The 20,056-nt window shown below is 49.0% G+C and carries 17 protein-coding genes; 8 read left to right on the top strand and 9 right to left on the bottom strand.

Going from position 1 to position 20,056, the window contains the following annotated elements; genetic code table 11:
- Nucleotides 1–170 precede the first annotated feature (170 nt).
- A complete protein-coding gene (mnmE, locus tag H8K32_RS10310) occupies nucleotides 171–1,577 on the top strand; it encodes a tRNA uridine-5-carboxymethylaminomethyl(34) synthesis GTPase MnmE (RefSeq protein WP_186912413.1) in 1,407 nt (468 codons plus the stop codon).
- A gap of 159 nt (nucleotides 1,578–1,736) precedes the next feature.
- Here mnmE and H8K32_RS10305 read toward each other — a convergent pair whose 3' ends face one another.
- Genes H8K32_RS10305 through H8K32_RS10295 form a run of 3 tightly spaced genes read right to left on the bottom strand, consistent with a single transcriptional unit; the run spans nucleotide 1,737 to nucleotide 3,662 of the window.
- Nucleotides 1,737–2,132: a RidA family protein gene (locus H8K32_RS10305; protein WP_186912412.1), complete on the bottom strand. Its 396-nt coding sequence runs from the start codon at nucleotides 2,130–2,132 to the stop codon at nucleotides 1,737–1,739.
- A 1-nt stretch (nucleotide 2,133) separates the two neighbouring features.
- Nucleotides 2,134–2,490 (bottom strand): antibiotic biosynthesis monooxygenase family protein, encoded by a 357-nt coding sequence (locus H8K32_RS10300; RefSeq protein ID WP_186912411.1) that lies wholly within the window; start codon nucleotides 2,488–2,490, stop codon nucleotides 2,134–2,136.
- On the bottom strand, nucleotides 2,487–3,662 hold the full coding sequence (locus H8K32_RS10295) for a cytochrome P450 (RefSeq protein ID WP_186912410.1): 1,176 nt from the start codon (nucleotides 3,660–3,662) through the stop codon (nucleotides 2,487–2,489). The genes H8K32_RS10300 and H8K32_RS10295 overlap by 4 nt, the downstream gene beginning before the upstream one ends.
- Before the next feature lie 79 nt (nucleotides 3,663–3,741).
- On the opposite strand from H8K32_RS10295, the gene H8K32_RS10290 reads away from it, so the two are divergent.
- The 3 genes from H8K32_RS10290 to H8K32_RS10280 all read left to right on the top strand — a co-directional run bounded on the left by H8K32_RS10290 (nucleotide 3,742) and on the right by H8K32_RS10280 (nucleotide 6,356).
- Nucleotides 3,742–4,440 carry an ArsR/SmtB family transcription factor gene (locus H8K32_RS10290; RefSeq protein WP_186912409.1) on the top strand — a complete coding sequence of 233 codons (699 nt, stop codon included), beginning with the start codon at nucleotides 3,742–3,744 and terminating at the stop codon, nucleotides 4,438–4,440.
- A gap of 201 nt (nucleotides 4,441–4,641) precedes the next feature.
- Entirely contained in the window at nucleotides 4,642–5,433 is a 792-nt protein-coding gene (locus H8K32_RS10285; protein ID WP_186912408.1) for a class II glutamine amidotransferase, read from the top strand.
- Nucleotides 5,430–6,356 carry a LysR family transcriptional regulator gene (locus tag H8K32_RS10280; RefSeq protein WP_186912407.1) on the top strand — a complete coding sequence of 309 codons (927 nt, stop codon included), beginning with the start codon at nucleotides 5,430–5,432 and terminating at the stop codon, nucleotides 6,354–6,356. The genes H8K32_RS10285 and H8K32_RS10280 overlap by 4 nt, the downstream gene beginning before the upstream one ends.
- Before the next feature lie 139 nt (nucleotides 6,357–6,495).
- Here H8K32_RS10280 and H8K32_RS10275 read toward each other — a convergent pair whose 3' ends face one another.
- The 5 genes from H8K32_RS10275 to H8K32_RS10255 all read right to left on the bottom strand — a co-directional run bounded on the left by H8K32_RS10275 (nucleotide 6,496) and on the right by H8K32_RS10255 (nucleotide 12,743).
- Nucleotides 6,496–7,644, bottom strand: coding sequence for a BMP family ABC transporter substrate-binding protein (locus H8K32_RS10275; protein WP_186912406.1), 1,149 nt, complete (start codon nucleotides 7,642–7,644; stop codon nucleotides 6,496–6,498).
- Nucleotides 7,645–7,729: 85 nt separating this feature from the next.
- Nucleotides 7,730–8,641: an ABC transporter permease gene (locus tag H8K32_RS10270; RefSeq protein WP_186912405.1), complete on the bottom strand. Its 912-nt coding sequence runs from the start codon at nucleotides 8,639–8,641 to the stop codon at nucleotides 7,730–7,732.
- A 5-nt stretch (nucleotides 8,642–8,646) separates the two neighbouring features.
- Entirely contained in the window at nucleotides 8,647–9,714 is a 1,068-nt protein-coding gene (locus tag H8K32_RS10265) for an ABC transporter permease (RefSeq protein ID WP_186912404.1), read from the bottom strand.
- Entirely contained in the window at nucleotides 9,707–11,263 is a 1,557-nt protein-coding gene (locus tag H8K32_RS10260; protein ID WP_343067979.1) for an ABC transporter ATP-binding protein, read from the bottom strand. The genes H8K32_RS10265 and H8K32_RS10260 overlap by 8 nt, the downstream gene beginning before the upstream one ends.
- Before the next feature lie 214 nt (nucleotides 11,264–11,477).
- Entirely contained in the window at nucleotides 11,478–12,743 is a 1,266-nt protein-coding gene (locus H8K32_RS10255) for a glycerate kinase type-2 family protein (protein ID WP_186912403.1), read from the bottom strand.
- A 131-nt stretch (nucleotides 12,744–12,874) separates the two neighbouring features.
- Here H8K32_RS10255 and H8K32_RS10250 point away from each other — a divergent pair, with 131 nt between their 5' ends.
- From H8K32_RS10250 to H8K32_RS10235, 4 genes are all read left to right on the top strand, one after another.
- Nucleotides 12,875–14,020, top strand: a complete 1,146-nt coding sequence (locus tag H8K32_RS10250) for a serine hydrolase domain-containing protein (RefSeq protein WP_186912463.1) — start codon at nucleotides 12,875–12,877, stop codon at nucleotides 14,018–14,020.
- Nucleotides 14,021–14,181: 161 nt separating this feature from the next.
- Nucleotides 14,182–15,621, top strand: a complete 1,440-nt coding sequence (locus tag H8K32_RS10245; protein ID WP_186912402.1) for a metallophosphoesterase family protein — start codon at nucleotides 14,182–14,184, stop codon at nucleotides 15,619–15,621.
- Nucleotides 15,622–15,922: 301 nt separating this feature from the next.
- Nucleotides 15,923–17,512, top strand: coding sequence for a methyl-accepting chemotaxis protein (locus tag H8K32_RS20580; RefSeq protein WP_186912401.1), 1,590 nt, complete (start codon nucleotides 15,923–15,925; stop codon nucleotides 17,510–17,512).
- Nucleotides 17,513–17,620: 108 nt separating this feature from the next.
- A complete protein-coding gene (locus H8K32_RS10235) occupies nucleotides 17,621–19,360 on the top strand; it encodes a methyl-accepting chemotaxis protein (RefSeq protein ID WP_186912400.1) in 1,740 nt (579 codons plus the stop codon).
- Between the two features lie 90 nt (nucleotides 19,361–19,450).
- On the opposite strand, the gene H8K32_RS10230 is transcribed toward H8K32_RS10235, so the two are convergent.
- Nucleotides 19,451–20,035, bottom strand: coding sequence for an ATP-dependent Clp protease proteolytic subunit (locus H8K32_RS10230; protein ID WP_186912399.1), 585 nt, complete (start codon nucleotides 20,033–20,035; stop codon nucleotides 19,451–19,453).
- Nucleotides 20,036–20,056 lie beyond the last annotated feature (21 nt).

Below are 20,056 nucleotides of genomic sequence, written 5' to 3'. Positions count from 1 at the left end.
TTTGAGAAAACTGAAAGCTTCTCAAAAAGCGCCAAAGCCCAAAAAAGCCCGCTCGTCGCGGGCTTTTTTTATAGCAACCCGCTGAAGACATTAAAATTGTTTGTCGCATTTCCGTCACAAAGCTGCCTATATTTCTGCACTTCTGCAGTGCAAGCAAAGATAATTTGAACATGATCTACGAACCTATCCCCATCGCCGCCATTGCCACTGCTCCCGGACGCGGAGGTATCGGTGTTGTGCGTATCTCCGGCAAAAACCTGGCGCCCGTCATAAGCGCCTTATTTGGTACGACCCAATTTAAACCGCGTCATGCGAGTTACCTGCCATTTACCCAGGAAGATGGCACCGTTATCGATCAAGGTATTGCGATTTATTTCAAAGCTCCACATTCCTACACCGGTGAAGATGTGCTGGAATTGCAAGGTCACGGTGGCCCGGTTGTGATGCAAATGCTGTTAAGCCGCTGCCTCGAAGCAGGTAAAGCATCGGGTTTGCGTTTGGCCGAACCGGGCGAATTTACCCAGCGTGCATTTTTAAATGACAAACTCGACCTCGCTCAAGCAGAGGCAGTATCGGATCTGATTGAAGCATCGACGGAAGCCGCGGCCAAATCCGCATCGCAATCGTTGTCTGGTGCGTTTTCAAAAGTCATTCATGATCTGGTCGACAAGGTCGTTCACCTGCGCATGCTGGTCGAAGCGACGTTGGATTTTCCTGAAGAAGAAATTGATTTTTTAGAAAAATCGAATGCGCGTGGTCAACTCAGCACCATACAAACCGCTTTGCAAAAAGTGTTTGACCAGGCTGCACAAGGCGCTTTGTTGCGTGCCGGTTTAAATATTGTTTTGGCGGGGCAGCCTAACGTTGGCAAATCCTCTTTGCTCAATGCATTGGCAGGCGATGATGTGGCGATTGTCACGCCGATTGCCGGAACCACACGTGATAAGGTCACCGAAACAATTCATATCGAAGGTATTCCGCTCAATATCATCGACACCGCTGGCATACGCCATGAACATGATGATGTCGAACCGGGTGGCATTTTGAATGTGATCGACACCGTAGAACGTATTGGTATCGAACGCACCTGGGCGGAAGTTGAAAAAGCCGATGTGATTTTACATTTGCTCGATGCCAGCCGTGGCCCGACTCGCGCCGATGAAGCGATTGTCGCGCGCTTCCCGGATGGTGTTCCGGTGATACGCGTCTGGAACAAAATCGACATCTCTGGTCACCACGCCAGTGTTGACCAGATGGAAGATGCGACCCATATTTATCTTTCAGCACAAGACCATATCGGTATCGATTTACTGCGCAAAGAATTGCTGCGCATCGCAGGTTGGGAACAAACTGGCGAATCTTTATACCTCGCCCGCGAGCGCCACCTGATCGCCCTCAAGCACGCACACGAACATCTGCAAACCGCCGCAGAATACGCCGCACAAAACGATCAGTCACTGGATCTGTTTGCGGAAGAATTACGTCTGACCCAAGACAGACTCAACAGCATCACCGGTGAGTTTTCTTCGGACGATTTGCTGGGCGTGATTTTCTCGCGGTTTTGTATTGGGAAATAAAGCGGGCAAAAACCCTCTTACTACAAATTTATGCGAAAACTCCCCTCTACAGCAAGCGTGAGAGGGGGGGAGGGTGGTTACAAATTCTGATTTTTTGAGAGATGCACCCGCCCGATACATAATATCGATGCTTTATGTGTTTTATAAAACGTAGCTTTTTCATATCGCCGCAATGCAATCTATTTCAATATCGAAAGCGCCCGGCCACGCTGGCACACACACAAAAATTCTTGCTGGTGGATCATTGGGGAAATAGCGTTGATAGATCTCGTTCACCGCGGAAAATTTCTCGGTTGATGTGCAATACACGTTACATTTAATGACCTTGTCCAGTGATGACCCTGCTGTTTCCACACACAGTTTGAGTTGCGCCAAGACTAATTCAGTTTGTGTCTCAATCGATGCATTCAGCACGACTTCACCGGTAGTTTGATCAAATGGAGGTAAACCTGAAACGTAGACCATATCTCCGCTACGAACTGCGACGGAGGTTGGTGCTCTCCATTTTTCGAGATAGCTTGATAGTGGTTCTACTCTGATGATTTGTTTTCTCATGTTACTTCTCTCCACGATCATGAAAAAACTGACTATCATCAGGCGCTTGCTTTCTTTCATACATACCGTAGTCTCTATCTACGCTGGCAATACGTAGCCGGTATTGTGAGAATATTGAATCGCGTCCGGCACTTTGTGCAGCTCTGTGGTGTTCTGTATTTCGCCAGACTTTCACCGCATCTTCATCGCGCCAGAACGATAAAGATAATAACTTGTCGGTGGACTGCAAACTTTGAAAACGTTCAATCGAGATAAAGCCATCGATGGTACGCAATTCGTCAGCCAGACTGGCGGCGATACGTAGATAATCGGGACGATGCAGCTCTTTCATTTGCACTTCAAAAATGACGGCAATCATTCATTTTCCTTGGTAAAAAATTCCGGCAGGCGGCCATTCAACGAGCGCCGGTAGCGCCAGTTCAACTGCTCCCATGCAATGTGTTGAGCCAATAAAACTTCAATCGCGCTATGTGAAATCGCCAATGCGATCGCCGTTCCCGGGCAGGCATGACGACCAGAACCAAAGCTGTAAAGGCGATGTTTTGCTCGCGCAATATCAAATTCAAGTGGCTGTACATGGATTGCCGGATCAATATTCGCCGCGGCTAGTAATAACAAGATCCTTTCTCCAGCACGCAGATGGATGCCCGCAACGACGGTATCCGAGATGACAAAGCGGCGTGTATTTTGAACAGGGGAATGCAAGCGGCATGCCTCAGTGACAAAAGCGGGAATTAATTTGGGCTGTTGCGATAATTGCTCGCGCTGATCAGGATATTGAATCAAGCAAGTCAGCGCGTTGCTGATCAATCCGCTACTTGCTTCATAGGTTTGGGATAACAAGCCAATCAGATTGCAGAGAATGGCATTAGCATTATTCCATCCGAGCTCTTTTGCCCTCGTTTGTATTTGCGCAATAAGGCTGTTCGGTTTTACAGTTTGCGTCTGTACCAACATATGGAATTCAGTGAGTAAAGTTTGTGCAGCTTTACTCGCGCTTTCAATCTCTGTCGGGCCGCTCAGTGGTGACAGACAGAGCACAAATTGACCGATCGCATCAGTGATTAAAGGCAATGTCTTTGGTTCAAAACCGAGCAGGCTTGCAACGGTGTACAGAGGTAAGCGTTGAGCAAAATGATTGAGTGCATTTGCCTCTTCAAAATTTAACTCGGACGCAAGTTTGCTCGCGAGCTGTTTGCTGGTTTGATGTATCTGAATCGGTTCAAATACCCTCAGACACTGCTGCATAACCATTTTCCCACAATGATGGGCATCACCTTCATTCATCCGAATTAACAAAGAAAAAACCTCGCCAGCGCTAGTTCCTTGTAGCGCCAATGGCACTGCCTCACCGATAGGACGCACGGCGCAATCGGGTGAGGCTAAAATTTCCTCTATGTCTTGTGCTCGCGCGGCAATCCAGAGTTGATGCTGCTTGTCGTAGGATAGACCTGGTTGTTTTAGTAAGTGACTATAAAATTCATTTGCAGTTGGATGGTAAGCCGCACTAAGTAAGTCCATGGTATTCATCATTTTTCCTTTGGCATAATTCTTTTTCAGGTGCAGAATACGGACAAATTATCAATCACACTTCGTTGCCTATCAAACTATGGATGCAGATTTTGCCGACACCCGTTTAGCCCGACTGGCCGCCGCCATTGCAGAACCAGCGCGAGCGCGTATGTTATGCAGCTTGATGGATGGGCATGCGCGCACTGGCACAGAGTTGGCCGCAATCGCTGAGATAGGTACGTCAACCGCGAGCGTGCATCTGGCAAAACTTAAAGAGCAGCAATTGGTACAAGTGATTGCTCAGGGCAAACATCGTTACTACCAGCTTGGTAGCAGCGAAGTTGCCACGGCGCTTGAATCTTTGCTGGCGATCGCTGGTGCACCGCAGCCACGTTTTAAACCTTCAACCCCGCCGCGCTTACGCCATGCGCGTACTTGTTATGATCATATGGCGGGAGAGCTGGCGGTGAAATTACATGATTCTTGCGTACAACAAACTTGGCTGGTCGGCGACCAGCAAGATAACAGTGTTTATGAATTAAGCCAGGCTGGTGAGCAGGCACTGACTAACTTGGGCATTGATGTTGATTTGACGCGCCAGTCGCGCCGCCGCTTTGCATGTACTTGTCTGGACTGGAGCGAACGGCGTCCGCATTTGGGTGGCGCTTTAGGTGCTGCCTTACTCGCGTTGAGTCTGAAGCATAAATGGCTGGAACGTGATCTCGATAGTCGTGCCCTGAGTCTGACGCGGGAGGGGAAAAAGCAGTTTCAAAGGCATTTTGCGATTGTTATTTGACGATCGAATGTCCTTGAGAACGCCATCAAGTAGGTCGGGTGCAGCCCGAGCGGATCTTTGTGCAGCTGAAAATGGCGGGTTGCATCTGCCCGACTGTACTGTGTTTTCGCTGATTTTTCTGTATGGCAAATATCAAAAACTAGCAGCAAAATCGTAGCTGCCTATGTTAAGGTATGGGCACTTATTTTTACGTTTTGCATCATGTGTCAATTACTTGGAATGAATTGCAATACCCCGACGGATATCGTGTTTAGTTTCACGGGGTTTTCTACGCGCGGCGGTTTGACTGACGAGCATAAAGATGGCTGGGGCATCGCTTTTTTTGAAGGCAGTGGGGTGCGGCTGTTTGTCGATCATCAGCCTGCGGTCAGTTCTCCGGTGGCGGATTTGATTAAAAGTTATCCGATCAAGTCTAAAAACGTCATTGCCCACATCCGCAAAGCGACGCAAGGCGAGGTGATGCTGGAAAACTGTCATCCGTTTGTGCGTGAATGTTGGGGGCGTTATTGGGTGTTTGCCCACAATGGTGACCTGAAAAATTTTGCGCCTGCGCTCAATGGTAGTTTTTTACCGGTTGGCACCACCGATAGCGAGCAGGCATTTTGTTATCTCTTGCAACAAATGCGTAGCCGCTTTGGCGAGGTGATGCCGGGGATGTCGGAACTGGCAGACTTTATGCGTGAAATTACCGCAGAGATCGCTGCCTTTGGTACCTTCAATATGATGCTATCAAATGGTGAGGCGTTGTTTGCGCATTGTTCTACTAAATTGCATTACATCATCAGACAGTATCCTTTTCCTGTGGCCAATTTATCGGATGAACAAATGACAGTGGATTTTTCTCAAGTGACCACGCCGAATGATAAAGTGGCTGTGATCGTGACGGAACCTTTAACTGATAATGAAACCTGGACCCAATTTGCACCGGGACAAATGACGGTGTTTGTTGATGGCGACGTGGTGCAGTTTGCATCTGCCGGAGGTGCAGCATGAGTTCACGTCTGGTTGATCAACTCGATACTAATTTATTGCGCGTGTTGCATACCTTGCTGACGGAACGCAGCGTGACCCGCACCGCCATGAAGCTGGGGCAATCGCAACCAGCGATTAGCAATATGCTCAAGCGTTTGCGCGACATCACGGGAGACGCGATTCTGGTGCGTGGCAAAAACGGGATGACGCCAACCCAGCGTGGTCAGGAATTATTGCTGCTGGCGCGTCAGGGTCTGGGTGTGATGGAAAGTATTGCCAGCCCGGCACCTGCTTTTGTGGCTGCGACTACACAACGGGTATTTCATCTTGGCGCTCCAGACTATCTGAGTGTCTTGTTGATCCCGATGGTGATGGAAAAAGTGCGTGAACTGGCGCCGAATGCAGGTCTGGTGATCCATGCGTTGAACGCCGGATTTGACTATGCAGCGGCACTGGAAACTGGTGAGCTTGATTGCGTGATTGGTAATTGGCCAGACCTGCCACAGCATCTTCACATCGCGCAGCTATTTGAAGATGAAGTGGTGTGCATGGTGAACCGCAAACATCCGGTCGTCAGTAAAGGTTTATCGCTGAAATACTATCTGGAAATGTCGCATCTGGCACCAACACCGTACATGATCGGACACCGCAGTATTATTGATGGCACACTCGCCGAACAAGGTTTGAAGCGTAAAATTCAAATGACGATTCCGTATTTTGGTATGGTGCCGTATGTGTTGTCGAAGACCGATCTTGTGTTCACGACCAGCCGCAGCTTTGCGGTGCAATGCGCAAAAGACTGGCCAATCGAAGTCTTGCCTATGCCTATCCCTATGCCGAAAATGCAGTTCTTCATGCTCTGGCACGAACGCGTACACGCGGCGGCAGAAGTGCAGTGGTTGCGTAAAATTGTGGCAGAAGCTGCGGGCGAAGTTTACGCATAAGGTTGATGCAAGAAAATCAGGGCCCAATCTGATTGTTATCGATTGCAATCAAATAAAAAAACCTCGCTGCTTCATCATCTGAAGCGCGAGGTTTTTACTTGGTAAAACGGCTTAGTTCGTTCAGCAATGCGTCCAGAAATTAACCTGGTACTTTACCTTCTACGCCTTCGACGTAGAATTTAATTTCATGCAGGAATTTGTCGTCAGCAACGACATCTTTACCCAACACTTCTTTACCAGTATTGTCTTTCAGCGGGCCTTTCCAGATCGGTGCTGTGCCGTCGATTACGCCTTGACGTTTTTCGGCGATGAGTTTTTTCACATCGTCAGACAAAGTCGCGTTGAAGTACTTTAGATCGATCATGTTTTCTTTAAGACCCCACCAGGTGGAACCTGATTTCCATTTGCCGTCCATGACATCGCCAATGCGCTGGATATAGTAGCCGCTCCAGTCGATCGTCGATGCTGCAACGTGGGCTTTAGGACCGAATTTGGTCATGTCGCTGTCCCAGCCAAACGCCAATACATTTTTTTCTTCAGCAGTCTGTACGACGGCTGCGGAATCAGTGTTTTGCATCAACACATCGACGCCCTGACCAACCAAAGTGGTGGCCGCTTCACGTTCTTTGCCCGGATCAAACCATTTGTTCACCCACACGACTTTGGTTGTGGCTTTTGGATTCACGCTGCGTGCGCCGAGTTCAAACGAGTTGATATTGCGCAGCACTTCTGGAATAGGTACAGAAGCGACGATACCCAATTTGCCAGATTTGCTGAGCTTACCAGCCGCAACACCAGCGAGGTAAGCACCTTCGTAAGTGCGAACGTCGTATTGCGCTAAGTTGTCGGCGGTTTTGTAGCCAGTGGCGTGTTCAAATTTGACGTCAGGGAAATCTTTAGCGACTTTCAACATCGCTTCCATGTAGCCAAAGGTGGTACCGAAAATGACTTTGTTACCTTGGTTTGCCAGATCGCGGATCACGCGTTCTGCATCAGCGGCGCTTTCAGGGACGTTTTCTACAAACGTGGTTTTGACTTTGTCACCGAATTTGGCTTCGACCAGTTTGCGCGCAGCATCATGCGCAAACGTCCAGCCTGCGTCACCGACAGGGCCAACGTAAATAAAGCCAACTTTTAATGGTTCAGCAGCGGCAGCCGGTGCTGCAGCAGGACTAGCCGGAGCAGCAGCGACTTCTGGTTTGGCTTCTTCTTTTTTACCGCAAGCTGCCAGACCAAGGGCGGCCAGCGAGATTGCTGCGACCAAGGTTTTTCTACGGGAAATTTTCATCATCAGTTTCCTTCGGTGAACAAAAAATGGTTTTTAAACTTTAATCTAATTTCTAACACTTGCTGCAAAACACCCACGTTACAAATCAAGGACGGAATGGCTTACCCAGCGAGGCTGGCATATTCAAACGTATCCAATCCGGATTGCGTGAAATCAGTACCAGTACCACGATGGTTGCCACATACGGCAGCATAGACAAAATCTGGGAAGGAATCGCAATGCCGATTGACTGGAAATAAAACTGCAATATCGTCACGCTACCGAATAGCAATGCACCGAGCAAGACTCGTGCCGGACGCCAGGTCGCAAAAGTGGTCAGCGCCAAAGCGATCCATCCGCGTCCCGCAACCAGACCTTCTACCCACATTGGCGTGTAAACGATAGACAAATACGCACCAGCAATCCCGCAGCATGCACCACTAAACAGCAGCGCCACATAACGGATTTTACGAACCGGATAACCCAGTGCATGTGCTGATTCTGGCGATTCACCAATGGCACGTAAGACCAGACCGGCACGGGTGCGATACAAAAACCAGATGATGCCAGCACACAAAGCCAGGCTGAAATACACGGCCCAATGCTGATCAAATAAGGCTTTGCCAAAAAATGGGATCTCCGCCAGGAACGGTATGCCGTGGCTGCCTGGTGCCAAAGATTGACCAACAAAGGACTGACCGATAAACGCCGAAAGACCCGCGCCAAAGATCGACAACGCCAGACCGGTGGCGACCTGATTGGTTGCCAGTACCAATGCCAGCCACGCGAATAAGCTCGCCATCAACATGCCTGCAACGGCACCTGCTAAAAAGCCAAGCGCTGGTACATTCGTTTGATGGGCGACGGCAAAACCAACAATTGCGGCGACCAACATCATGCCTTCCGCACCCAGATTGAGCACACCTGCACGTTCATTGATCAGCAAGCCAAGGGCGGCGATCAGTAACGGTGTTCCAGAATTGATGGAGGCGGCGATAAGAGCTGCAAAATTTTCCATGATGCTTATTTCTTCCAACGAAGGCGGTAATTAATCAGCGTGTCGCAAGCCAACAGCAAGAACAACAACATGCCTTGAAACAGACCGGTAATGGCAGAGGGCAAACCAAGGCGTGATTGCGCTAATTCGCCACCGAGATAAAACAGCGACAACACCAGACCACCCAAAATACTGCCGATCGGATTCAGGCGCCCGATAAACGCGACAATAATCGCCGCAAAACCATAGCCAGGTGAAATCGAAGGCAGCACCTGACCGATAGGTCCCGCCACTTCAAACGCGCCCGCCATGCCAGCAAAACCACCGGAGATCAGCAAGGATGTCCACAAGGCTTTGCGGCTCGAAAACCCGGCATAACGTGCCGCCAGCGGCGCCAGCCCACCCACCGTTAAGCGATAACCGGCAAAGCTGCGATACACAAACACCGCCATCACTGCACTGGCAATCAACATCACCACAAAACCAATATGCAAGCGGCTGCCAGCCATTAAATGTGGCAATAGGTATTCGCTGGAAAATACTTTAGATTGTGGAAAATTCATGCCATTCGGATCTTTTAATGGACCATTGACTGCATACATCAACAACAATTGCGCGATGTAGGTCAGCATCAACGAGACCAGAATTTCATTGGCGTGAAATTTATCCTTCAACAGCGCAGTGATCGATGCCCACAAACTGCCACCGATGACACCAGCCAACGTTGCCAGCACCAATACCGTGCCGCCAGATAAGCCAGGCGTACCATTATCAAAAAACAAAATCGTTGAACCTGCTGCCAGACCACCCGCAATCAGTTGACCCTCCGCACCGATATTCCAGACATTGGCGCGATAACAGACCGACAAACCAAGTGCGCATAACACCAGCGGCGTGGTTTTCATGAGCAGCTCGGCAATCGCCGGGGCATTGCGGACGGGTTCAATCAAAAAGACTTGCAGGCCAACCAAGGGATTTTTGCCCAAGGCCAGAAATACCAGACCACCAAAAAATATCGTCAGCGCCAAGGCCAGGACGGGCGACAAATACGCCATATTGCGCGACGACGCAGCGCGTAGTTCCAGCTTAAGCATAAGCGACCCCTGTATTTCTGGTCGCGTTCACGTCCCATAAACCACTCATCCACAATCCTATCTGTTCTCTGCTGGCCAGTTCGGTCGCAATGGATGGCGACAAACGGCCTTTGGCGATCACATGCATGCGATCACATAATTCAAACAATTCGTCGAGTTCTTCAGAAATGACTAACACCGCGCAACCCGCTTGTTTCAGTTTGCGGATTTCTGCATGAATTTGTGCTGCGGCACCGACGTCCACGCCCCAGGTAGGCTGAGCAACGATGAACACTTCCGGTTCACGCATGATTTCCCGACCGACAATAAATTTTTGTAAATTGCCGCCCGACAAGCTGCGCGCCAGCGCTGCCGGGCCAGAGGCTTTCACGCGGAAACGGCTGATGATGTCGCTCGCGGCCTGTATCGTGTGTTTAAAATTAATCATGCCATGCCGGACAAACGGTGCTTTTTGCTGAGACAGCAACATATTGTCGGTCAGGCTCAGTTCTGGCACGGCACCGCGACCGAGGCGCTCTTCTGGTACCAGACTTTGTCCCAGATCACGTCGGGCGTTCGGGCCGCGGTTGCCGACTGGCTGGCCTTTTAGCGTGATCATTTTGGCTGCCGGACGACGGTCTTCGCCGGACAAAGCGGCAAGTAATTCTTGTTGCCCATTGCCTGAAACGCCAGCAATACCAACGATTTCTCCGGCAAATAATTCCAGATTGATATCATCGAGTGCGGTTGCAAACGCATGCGCTTTGGGTAGTGTCAGTTGTTGTATGCGCAATTTTGATGCGCCAGTCTGACTTGTTTTATCCGGGGTGTGTTGTGGAATCGTATCGCCGATCATGAGGCGCGACAGGCTGGCGGCAGTTTCTTTCGCCGGATCACAATGCCCGGTCACTTTGCCCATACGCATCACGGTCGCTGAATGGCAGAGTTCGCGGATTTCATCGAGCTTATGGCTGATGTACAAAATGCTGCATCCTTCAGCGGCAATTTTGCGCAAGGTCACGAAGAGTTTTTGTACTGCCTGGGGAGTCAGAACCGAGGTCGGTTCGTCAAGGATCAACAATTGTGGATGGGTGAGGAGGGCGCGGACAATTTCTACACGCTGTCGTTCACCGACGGACAAGGTATGCACATGGCGATGCGGTTCCAGCTCTAGACCGTAATTCGCACCAGTTTGACGAATTTGTTCTGCCAGCGCCTCCATATCAACACCAGCATCCAGACCCAGTGCAATATTTTCTGTGACTGTGAGCGTGTCAAACAGCGAAAAATGCTGAAACACCATCGAGATACCTAACTTACGCGCATCTTGCGGGTTGGCAATGTTGACCTCTTGACCATTCCAGAGCATGCGACCAGAATCAGGTTTGACGGCACCAAAAATAATTTTCATTAACGTGGATTTGCCAGCACCATTTTCGCCCAACACTGCATGGATTTCACCAGGGGCAACGCTCAGATGAATATGGTCGTTGGCGACGACCGCAGGGTAGCTTTTGCAAATATCAGCGAGCGCTAATCGGGGCAATATCGGTGAAGCAGTAGAAGTCACGTGTACCTTTCCAACATGTATATCAGCGCTCAATGCGAGAGGGAGCGCTTAAAATAAGCCTGAGGGCAGCAGAAAAAACCTGATCCCTTGAAGCAAGATGACCAGCATAAAAACAGCGACAACAACTCAGGTTAGGGAGATTGCAGCGCGGACATCATCATGAAATAGGCATGTTGAGTATTCAGGCAGCATTATAAATCCCCTTGGGGTAGATTCACAAAACCAAAATTGCTCTGAAATCATTCACGTTGGTGCGGGTGGGGCCACTAATGATTAAATTTTCTAATGTTGAGAAAAACGTATAAGCATCGTTGTTTTCCAACATCGTTTTTGGATATAAATCATTTTCACTCGCGCGCTGCAACGATCCGGGGTCGCAAACCGCGCCGGCATTGTCTTCTGAGCCATCAATACCATCGGTATCACAGGCCAGTGCATAGATGTCAGGATGACCATCTAAGGCGACCACCAGACTCAATAAAAATTCTGCATTACGCCCGCCGCGACCATTACCGCGCACGGTGACCGTGGTTTCTCCACCTGAAAGTATGACGCACGGCTTTTGAAAAGGTTGACCGTTTTTGGCAACTTGCCGGGCAATCGCTGCATGCATGACGCCGATATCGCGCGCCTCGCCTTCGATGCCGTCAGACAAAATATGAGCCGTCATACCCGCCTCGCCCGCGGCATACGCTGCGGCGTCTAAAGCGTGTTGAGCGGTCGCGATGATGTGGTGGCTATGGCGGGCAAAACGCGGGTCGCTGGAATCGGGTGTTTCGCCACGACCTGATTGCAAGTGTTCAACAATCGTCGCTGGAACGGCGATCGCATATTTTTGCAAAATCGCTAAGGCATCGGCGCATGTGCTGTCATCCGGTAGCGTTGGCCCACTAGCGATGATATTCGCATCATCACCTGGTACATCGGAGATCAGCAAAGTCACGACCCGCGCCGGAGCGCACGCCAGTCCAAGGCGTCCGCCTTTGATTGCTGATAAATGTTTGCGTACGCAATTCATTTCATCAATCGCTGCGCCACTTTTGAGCAGGGCTTTGTTGATGGCTTGCTTTTGTTCTAAGCTAATCCCTTCCGCTGGCAATGCCAGCAGCGCCGAACCACCGCCAGAAATCAGACACAGAACCAAATCATCCTCACTTAAACCTTGTACCATTTGCAAGATACGCTGCGCTGCTTGTTGTCCGGCGACATCTGGGACAGGATGCGCTGCTTCGATCACTTCGATATGCTGGCATGCTGCGCCGTGACCATAACGCGTCACCACGAGTCCGGACAATTCTCCTTGCCAATGTTGCTCCACCGTGCGCGCCATGGCCGCCGCGGCTTTGCCAGCCCCAATCACAATGGTGCGCCCTTTGGGTGGCGGTGGTAAAAACGCAGGCAAACATTTGTCGGCGCTGACGGCATCGACAGCGGTCTGGTAGAGAGAAAGCAGAAAATCACGTGGCGAAGAGATGGTCATGGTGGCAGAGTAGTAAGATAGCGACTTAAATAAAAAAGCAGAGTCTGGGCAACTATGATTCAAACCGTTGCCGCATTTTAAAATTGATCATAAACGATATGACTTACGATTTCAGTGAAGTAAATTCATCAATGCAAAAATACGTCGATCGCCAGATACTGGCCGGCGTATCAACCGCGGTGCTAGTGGGGCAAGATCTGGTGCACCAACATTGTCTGGGCTGGGCGGATAAAGAAAACGACATTGCCTTACGTGATGATCATTTGTTCAGGGTATTTTCAAATACGAAACTGATCACGTCGATCGCCATTTTGATCTTGATGGATGATGGCAAGCTGGCGCTGGATGATGCAGTTGAGAAATACTTACCGCAACTCGGAAACCGTCGAGTCTTAAAGCCGCATGCGACCAGTCTCGACGATACCGAGCCTGCACGTTCATCTATCACCATCCGTCAGTTACTGAATCACACTTCCGGTTTAAGTTATGGTTTGTTAGACCATGGCAGCATGATGTACAAAGCGTATAACGAGCGCAAAGTCTTAAATGCATTTCAAACACTGGAAGAAATGATTACCGTGTTGGAACCTCTGCCTTTAAGTTTTCATCCAGGTACTGCGTGGCAGTATTCCATTGCGACCGATGTCTTGTCGCGCGTTGTTGAAGTGGTCAGTGGCAGAAATTTTGAACAATTTATTCGTCTGCGCATACTCAATCCTTTGGGCATGGACGACACCAGTTTCTTTGTGCCAGAAAGTAAGCAAGACAGATTGGCGGCCTACTACGCTGGCGCAGACCCTGAAAATATCTTAAAGCGTGGTTTGCGCCGTCTGGATAAATCACCCTACCCGGGCGCATTTGTGACGCCAGTGCCACGCCTGTCGGGTGGCGGTGGTCTGGTCTCCAGCATGCACGATATGCTGGCGCTGCTGCGCAGCATGCTTCCCGGTGGTGACGCATTGTTAAAGCCAGAAACTTTACATCTGATGATGCAAAATCACTTGCCTGCCGGCACAGGTATTAGTTTTCCGGGCATAGGCGATGTACCAGGCAAGGGATTTGGCTACGGCGGTGCGGTCACTTTACGCCCTTCTTCGATCGATCCACAAGGATCGGAAGGCGAGTTTGAGTGGGGCGGCATCGCGGGGACACACTGGTGGATTTCACCTCGTCACCATATTGCTGGTGTGTTAATGACACAGCGGTTGATGAGCTTCTGGTATCCGTTTTCGTTTGATTTTAAGCGCCTGGCGTATAAGGCGGTTGGGGCGAAATAAGAAAAATTTGCAGGATGGGTTGCACTTGCCCTGCAATACCTTCATGGTGTTTTTAAGCCAGGTTTAATTTTCCAGCCATGCTCCTCGCATACTATGGCGCCTGCGATTGAGCCTCACTACTTTTTGGTCACAACAGAACTTCACTCAATAGGAGAAGTAAATTGAAACAACAATGGATGCGTCGCCTTGCGCTGATGAGCAGCATTATCAGTCTGGCCGCGTGTAGCAGCTTGGCGACGAAGCAGGCAGTACCTGTCAGCGTCAAAAATAATAGTCCTTCTTTGCAGGCCTCCTGGGTTGTGATGGGTGAGAATGGGCAAGCGATTGCGCGGGCAATTACCACTGATACCGTATGTCCGGCGTTGATGCAAGATGGCGTAGCGCAAACGATGTCGGTACGTGCAGCAGCGGCAACGGTCGCGCAGCGCAAAACGGCAAGTAAGCCTGATGCTTCTAAGCCTTCCGAGTTTCCAGTACTGACTTGTGAAGCGTCTCTGTCTAAAACGACTAAAACCGCCAGCATTGCTGGCCACGATTTACCAGTGCCCAAAGCCGTGGTGCAGAAAATCGTCGTGGTCGGTGATAGTGGCTGCCGTTTAAAGGCGGCTGATAATTATTTTCAGCCATGTAATGACGGCGAAAAATGGGCGTTCCGTTCTATGGTAGAAACGGCGGCTAAATTTAAACCGGATCTCGTATTGCACGTTGGCGATTATCAATATCGCGAGAACTCATGTCCGGAAGGTCATCCTGAATGTGCGGGCAGTCCTTGGGGTTATGGTTGGGATACCTGGCAGGCAGATTTTTTCAGCCCGGCGCAAGCTTTATTGAATGCCGCACCATGGGTGGTGGTACGTGGTAACCATGAAAGCTGCGTTCGCGCCGGACAAGGCTGGTGGCGCTTCATGGATCCACGCGCTTTGCAAGCGGGGCGTGATTGCAATCTGGATCAGGATGATATGACTGGCGATTACAGCGCGCCGTATGCAGTTCCATTGGGTAGCGTCGGCGGTCAATCAGCACAATTCATTGTGTTTGATTCCTCTAAAGTGCCTTATAAAAATATCCCTAAAACAGATCCTTCGCATCAGATCTATCTGGATCAGATGAAAGCAGTCAATCAATTGGCAGAACAAGCAGATTTTAATTTGTTCACCAATCATCATCCGATTCTCGGTTTAAGCGTAGAGAAGAAAGTCAGTGGTGGACTCGACGTCAAACCTGGTAATGGTGCTTTGCAAGACATCATGCAAGAAGTGAATCCGGCGCGTTTGTTTTCACCTAAAATCCAGGTCGCAATATCTGGCCACGTGCATTTGTTTGAAGCCTTAACTTTCTCGAACGATTATCCTACCCAGTTTGTGTCAGGCAACGGCGGGTCGTCATTGGATATCCCTTTGAAAACGCCGTTGGCTGCTGGCGTAACTCCTTATCCAGCGGCGCAGCTGGCGCATTTTAGTAATTCCAATGACGTTGGTTTTATGACTCTCGAACGCCAGCCAAATTACTGGAAAGTTCAGGCCTGGAATAAAAATGGTCAGCTGATGACCGAATGCCGAATGCAAGAAAAAAGCACGGAATGTCATCACGTTGCTGAATAAATAAACACCTCGCTGAGCGTATTTTTATCAACGGAGCCACAGGGCTCCGTTTTTTTTTGAAAATTGAAATTTTGATGAAAATTAAGAATATTGCGCGAAGTTGTGTGTATTTTGTTGGATTTTGCAGAATAATAGCCTTATTTTAATTGGCCTTAGTGCAATCTGAATTTAATATTTTCACAAAAAGAATTATAAATTTCTTATGCTTGTCATTTCTCTTTGATATTTAAGTAGTATAGTCAAATCTGATGTTCGGTCTTTGTAGCATTTTTTGATGTCTGGATCTTTTCTGGAGCACGTCATGAAATTGTTTTACGATTTACGAATTGCATCAAAGCTCTTATTGGGCTTCGTTTCTTTACTGATATTGACCAGCTTTCTTGGCATCTTCTCGGTCTATCAACTTTCTAGTGTTAATCAAACTACCGTCGATCTGGGTGCGAACTGGATGCCCAGTGTGAATGCCGCGATGGGCATTAAAGAGCGTATGTCACGTTTGCGCACACAAGAAATGCAGATAGTCTTGTCTGCCGGTGACCCCGCCAACGTAGATAAATATGCCAAGCGTTTTGACGAATACGCAGTCGAACTTAAAAAATACGAAGAACAATACGTCAAATTGATTTCGACCAATGAAGAAAAGGTCTATTACGCCGATTACCTCAAATTGTGGGATCAATACCTGACTGAATCAAAAAAAATCAGAGAACAAGCCCGCGCGGGAGATAAAGACGCAGCGATGGCAACCCTACGTGGTGCTTCGTCAACTTTAAATGCGCAGATATTGACCTTTGCTGACAAGATCGTGAAGATCAATGTCGATGGTGGGATGGCGTCGTATCAAACCAGTGCTGAAATTTATAAATCATCCAAAATCTGGATTATTTTTCTTTGTGTTGCCAGCGTTAGTTTGGGCCTGGTACTCGCATTTTGGATAGCACGTGTGGTTTCCAGACCTTTACAAGCAGCAGTGCGTATCGCGAAGACGGTCGCTTCGGGTGATTTAAGTAGTGATATTTATGCCGATACAAAAGACGAAACCGGACAACTACTGCAAGCCTTAAAAGAAATGAATGGCAATCTGTTGTCTGTTGTGCGTGAAGTCCGGCAGGGCACAGATACGATTGCCACGGCATCCACCCAAATCGCCAACGGTAATATGGATTTGTCTGCGCGTACAGAAAGTCAGGCGGGTTCGTTAGAAGAAACCGCATCCTCGATGGAGGAGCTGACTTCTACCGTGAAACACAATAGTGATAATGCCCGCCAGGCGAATCAATTGGCACAGTCGGCAACCGCGATTGCGCTGCGTGGCGGCGACGTGGTGTCGCGTGTGGTGAATACCATGGACTCGATCAATGTTTCTTCTAAAAAAATCGTCGATATTATTTCGGTTATTGACGGTATTGCATTTCAAACCAATATTCTGGCATTGAATGCGGCTGTCGAGGCGGCACGTGCGGGTGAACAAGGGCGTGGGTTTGCGGTGGTTGCATCGGAAGTCAGAAATCTCGCACAAAGGTCAGCAAGCGCTGCCAAAGAAATTAAAGTGCTTATTGATAACTCCGTCGCACAAGTCACACAAGGCACGCAGCTCGTTGCAGAAGCGGGCGCCACCATGAATGAAGTGGTAAGCAGCGTGCAAAAAGTCAATGACGTCATCAATGAAATCACTTCCGCTTCGACTGAACAGAGTTCAGGTATTGATCAGGTCAATACTGCCATCATTCAAATAGATCAGATTACTCAACAAAACGCGGCACTGGTCGAAGAGGCCGCAGCTGCAGCTGCTTCGTTGCAAGAGCAGGCGAGCCACTTAAGTCGCGTCGTTGGTGTGTTTAAACTTGATCATAGAGAGCATACAAATAAAGCTATGTTGCAACTTGGTTAGTGTGACGAGTTTGGTACGTGTCCAATGAACGATGCAACGTAGCTGGTTGGAAATTTTCAGTGTCGTATTACTTTTTCTAGCGTCAATACATGAATGATGGAGTTGAAAATGATGTTTTTTAATGATCTGAAAATATCCGCCAAGTTATTGGTTGGTTTTATTTTGTTGTTGATACTCACGGCTTTTATCGGGATTTTCTCGATCTATGAGCTGTCGAGTGTCAACAATTCCGCTACAGAATTAGGTACCAACTGGATGCCAAGTGTGAAAGCCGCAATGGGAATCAAAGAAAGAGTCTCGCGGATTCGCTCTCAGGAGGCGCAGATGGTGTTTGCGGAAAGCCCTGAAGAAATTGATAAGTATGTAGGGCGTATCAAAGAAGCGGTGACAGGTCTCAAAGAAAGCGAGGCAGCATATAGTGCTTTAATTTCTGAGCCCGATGAAAAGGCGGTGTACTCGGAATATGCGCAAAAAGCGGCTGAATATTTACAGATCACAGACAAAATGATCGCTTTAAAAAAAGCAGATAATTCTCCTGATGCTGTGGCTTTGATGCGTGGTGATTCATCGAAAATCAATACTAAAATGCGGGAATTGGTTGATAAGATGGTTCAGATTAATTCTGATGGCGGGATCAAGGCGTATCAATCCGGCATCAGCGTGTATGAACATTCACGGATGTTGATTATTATTTTGTTGGCGGCGAGTCTGGGTATCGGCTTATTTCTGGCGTTCTCTATCGCTGGTATCGTTGCACGACCTTTGGAACATGCCGTCAAGGTTGCTCAAACTGTGGCAGCTGGTGATTTGACCAGCCATATTAAAGTGACGAGCAAAGACGAAACGGGCTTATTACTACAGGCACTCAAAGATATGAACGACAGCTTGATGAAAGTCGTGACGGAAGTGCGGAACGGTACGGACGAAATTGCGCATGCTTCGTCAGAAATTGCTCACGGCAATATGGATTTATCGAATCGTACCGAAAATCAAGCAAGCTCATTGGAAGAAACGGCATCATCGATGGAAGAAATTACCTCGACCATACAACATAATGCTGATAATGCACGTCAGGCTAATCAGTTGTCCCATTCAGCTTCAGAGGTCGCGCAGCGCGGTGGACAAGTGGTTTCGCAAGTGGTGAGTACCATGGGTTCCATTAACGATTCATCGAAAAAAATCGTCGATATTATTGCCGTCATTGATGGCATTGCGTTTCAAACCAATATTCTGGCTTTAAATGCTGCTGTGGAAGCCGCACGTGCAGGCGAGCAGGGACGCGGGTTTGCGGTGGTTGCTTCGGAAGTGCGTAATCTTGCGCAACGTTCAGCCAGCGCCGCAAAAGAGATTAAAGAATTAATTAATGATTCGGTTGATAAAGTGTCAGAAGGTTCACGTCTGGTGGATCAGGCAGGCAGCACGATGAGCGAGGTCGTCGACAGCGTTAAGCGTGTGAGTGACATCATCAGCGAAATTACGGCGGCGGGTCTGGAACAAAGTACCGGTATAGGTCAAATTAACGATGCTGTGATAGAAATGGATAGCATGACGCAACAAAATGCGGCCTTAGTTGAAGAAGCCGCTGCTGCTGCTGCATCTTTGCAAGAGCAAGCACAGCGTTTAAGTCAGGTGGTGAGTGTGTTTAAGCTTGATCGTGTACACGAAATGGAAAGCCAGCAGCATGTAGCAAGATCCGTTGCTAAGCCCGTTGCGAAAGCGACGCCGGCTGCGAAAACAAATAAACCTGCGACCAAGGTATTGCCGAAACCAGCAAATGTCAGCAAAACTCAGGAAGCGAAAAAGACTGTGCCGCAGGCAGGTGGCGCAGAAGATTGGGAAGAGTTTTAGGCACTTCGTAGCTTCGCAGGGCGGCTTGTATCCGCCCTACGTTTGGCCGCTATTCCGATCCGGTTTGAACGGGGAGGCGGCCAATAATGATTAGCTCAATTCACTTTGCTTAACGATAGTGCGTGAGATTAAGCCGTATTCTTTGGCTTCTTCTGCGGTCATCCAATAGTCGCGGTCGATATCGTTGGTGACGCGTTCCAGACTCTGGCCTGATTCGCGTGCGATCAAAGCGGCGATGCGTTCGCGGACTTTGACGATTTCACGCGCTTGAATGGCGATATCGCTTGCCTGGCCACCGGCACCACCGCTTGGTTGATGGATTAAAAAGCGTGTATTTGGCAAGCAAACGCGGCGTTCTTTTGGTACTGCCAAAAAGACGCTGACCGCTGCGCTGCCAACCCAACCAGAGCCAATCATGTTAACCGGTACATCAATGAATTTGATCATGTCGTGAATGACATCGCCAGATTCTACGTGACCGCCAGGTGAGGACACCAGCAGCGTAATCGGCTCTTTAGATTCAGCCGCCAACGCAATCAGACGTTTGCTGACATCCGCAGCAAGCTTGTCATTGATGGTGCCAAACACCAGCACGGTGCGGGATTTGAATGCTTTCTCTTCCAGGAAAGGGCTGCGCGCTGTGTCGATGTTGTCGTTGTCTTTTTCGTCGGCCATATTGATGTCTATCGTTTAAGG

It is taken from the genome of Cognatundibacterium jejuense (assembly GCF_014284255.1).
Lineage (GTDB): Bacteria > Pseudomonadota > Gammaproteobacteria > Burkholderiales > Burkholderiaceae_D > Undibacterium > Undibacterium jejuense.
Note: the sequence above shows the minus strand (reverse complement) of the source record. Positions and strands in the feature narration are given on the sequence as shown.

Coding starts and splice junctions, on each gene's coding strand:
- H8K32_RS10295 (WP_186912410.1), bottom strand. CDS start 3,662: ATGAATACCATGGACTTACTTAGTGCGGCTTACCATCCAACTGCAAAT.
- H8K32_RS10305 (WP_186912412.1), bottom strand. CDS start 2,132: ATGAGAAAACAAATCATCAGAGTAGAACCACTATCAAGCTATCTCGAA.
- H8K32_RS10285 (WP_186912408.1), top strand. CDS start 4,642: ATGTGTCAATTACTTGGAATGAATTGCAATACCCCGACGGATATCGTG.
- H8K32_RS10280 (WP_186912407.1), top strand. CDS start 5,430: ATGAGTTCACGTCTGGTTGATCAACTCGATACTAATTTATTGCGCGTG.
- H8K32_RS10275 (WP_186912406.1), bottom strand. CDS start 7,644: ATGAAAATTTCCCGTAGAAAAACCTTGGTCGCAGCAATCTCGCTGGCC.
- H8K32_RS10300 (WP_186912411.1), bottom strand. CDS start 2,490: ATGATTGCCGTCATTTTTGAAGTGCAAATGAAAGAGCTGCATCGTCCC.
- H8K32_RS10230 (WP_186912399.1), bottom strand. CDS start 20,035: ATGGCCGACGAAAAAGACAACGACAACATCGACACAGCGCGCAGCCCT.
- H8K32_RS10270 (WP_186912405.1), bottom strand. CDS start 8,641: ATGGAAAATTTTGCAGCTCTTATCGCCGCCTCCATCAATTCTGGAACA.
- H8K32_RS10235 (WP_186912400.1), top strand. CDS start 17,621: ATGATGTTTTTTAATGATCTGAAAATATCCGCCAAGTTATTGGTTGGT.
- H8K32_RS10290 (WP_186912409.1), top strand. CDS start 3,742: ATGGATGCAGATTTTGCCGACACCCGTTTAGCCCGACTGGCCGCCGCC.
- H8K32_RS20580 (WP_186912401.1), top strand. CDS start 15,923: ATGAAATTGTTTTACGATTTACGAATTGCATCAAAGCTCTTATTGGGC.
- H8K32_RS10250 (WP_186912463.1), top strand. CDS start 12,875: ATGCAAAAATACGTCGATCGCCAGATACTGGCCGGCGTATCAACCGCG.
- H8K32_RS10265 (WP_186912404.1), bottom strand. CDS start 9,714: ATGCTTAAGCTGGAACTACGCGCTGCGTCGTCGCGCAATATGGCGTAT.
- mnmE (WP_186912413.1), top strand. CDS start 171: ATGATCTACGAACCTATCCCCATCGCCGCCATTGCCACTGCTCCCGGA.
- H8K32_RS10255 (WP_186912403.1), bottom strand. CDS start 12,743: ATGACCATCTCTTCGCCACGTGATTTTCTGCTTTCTCTCTACCAGACC.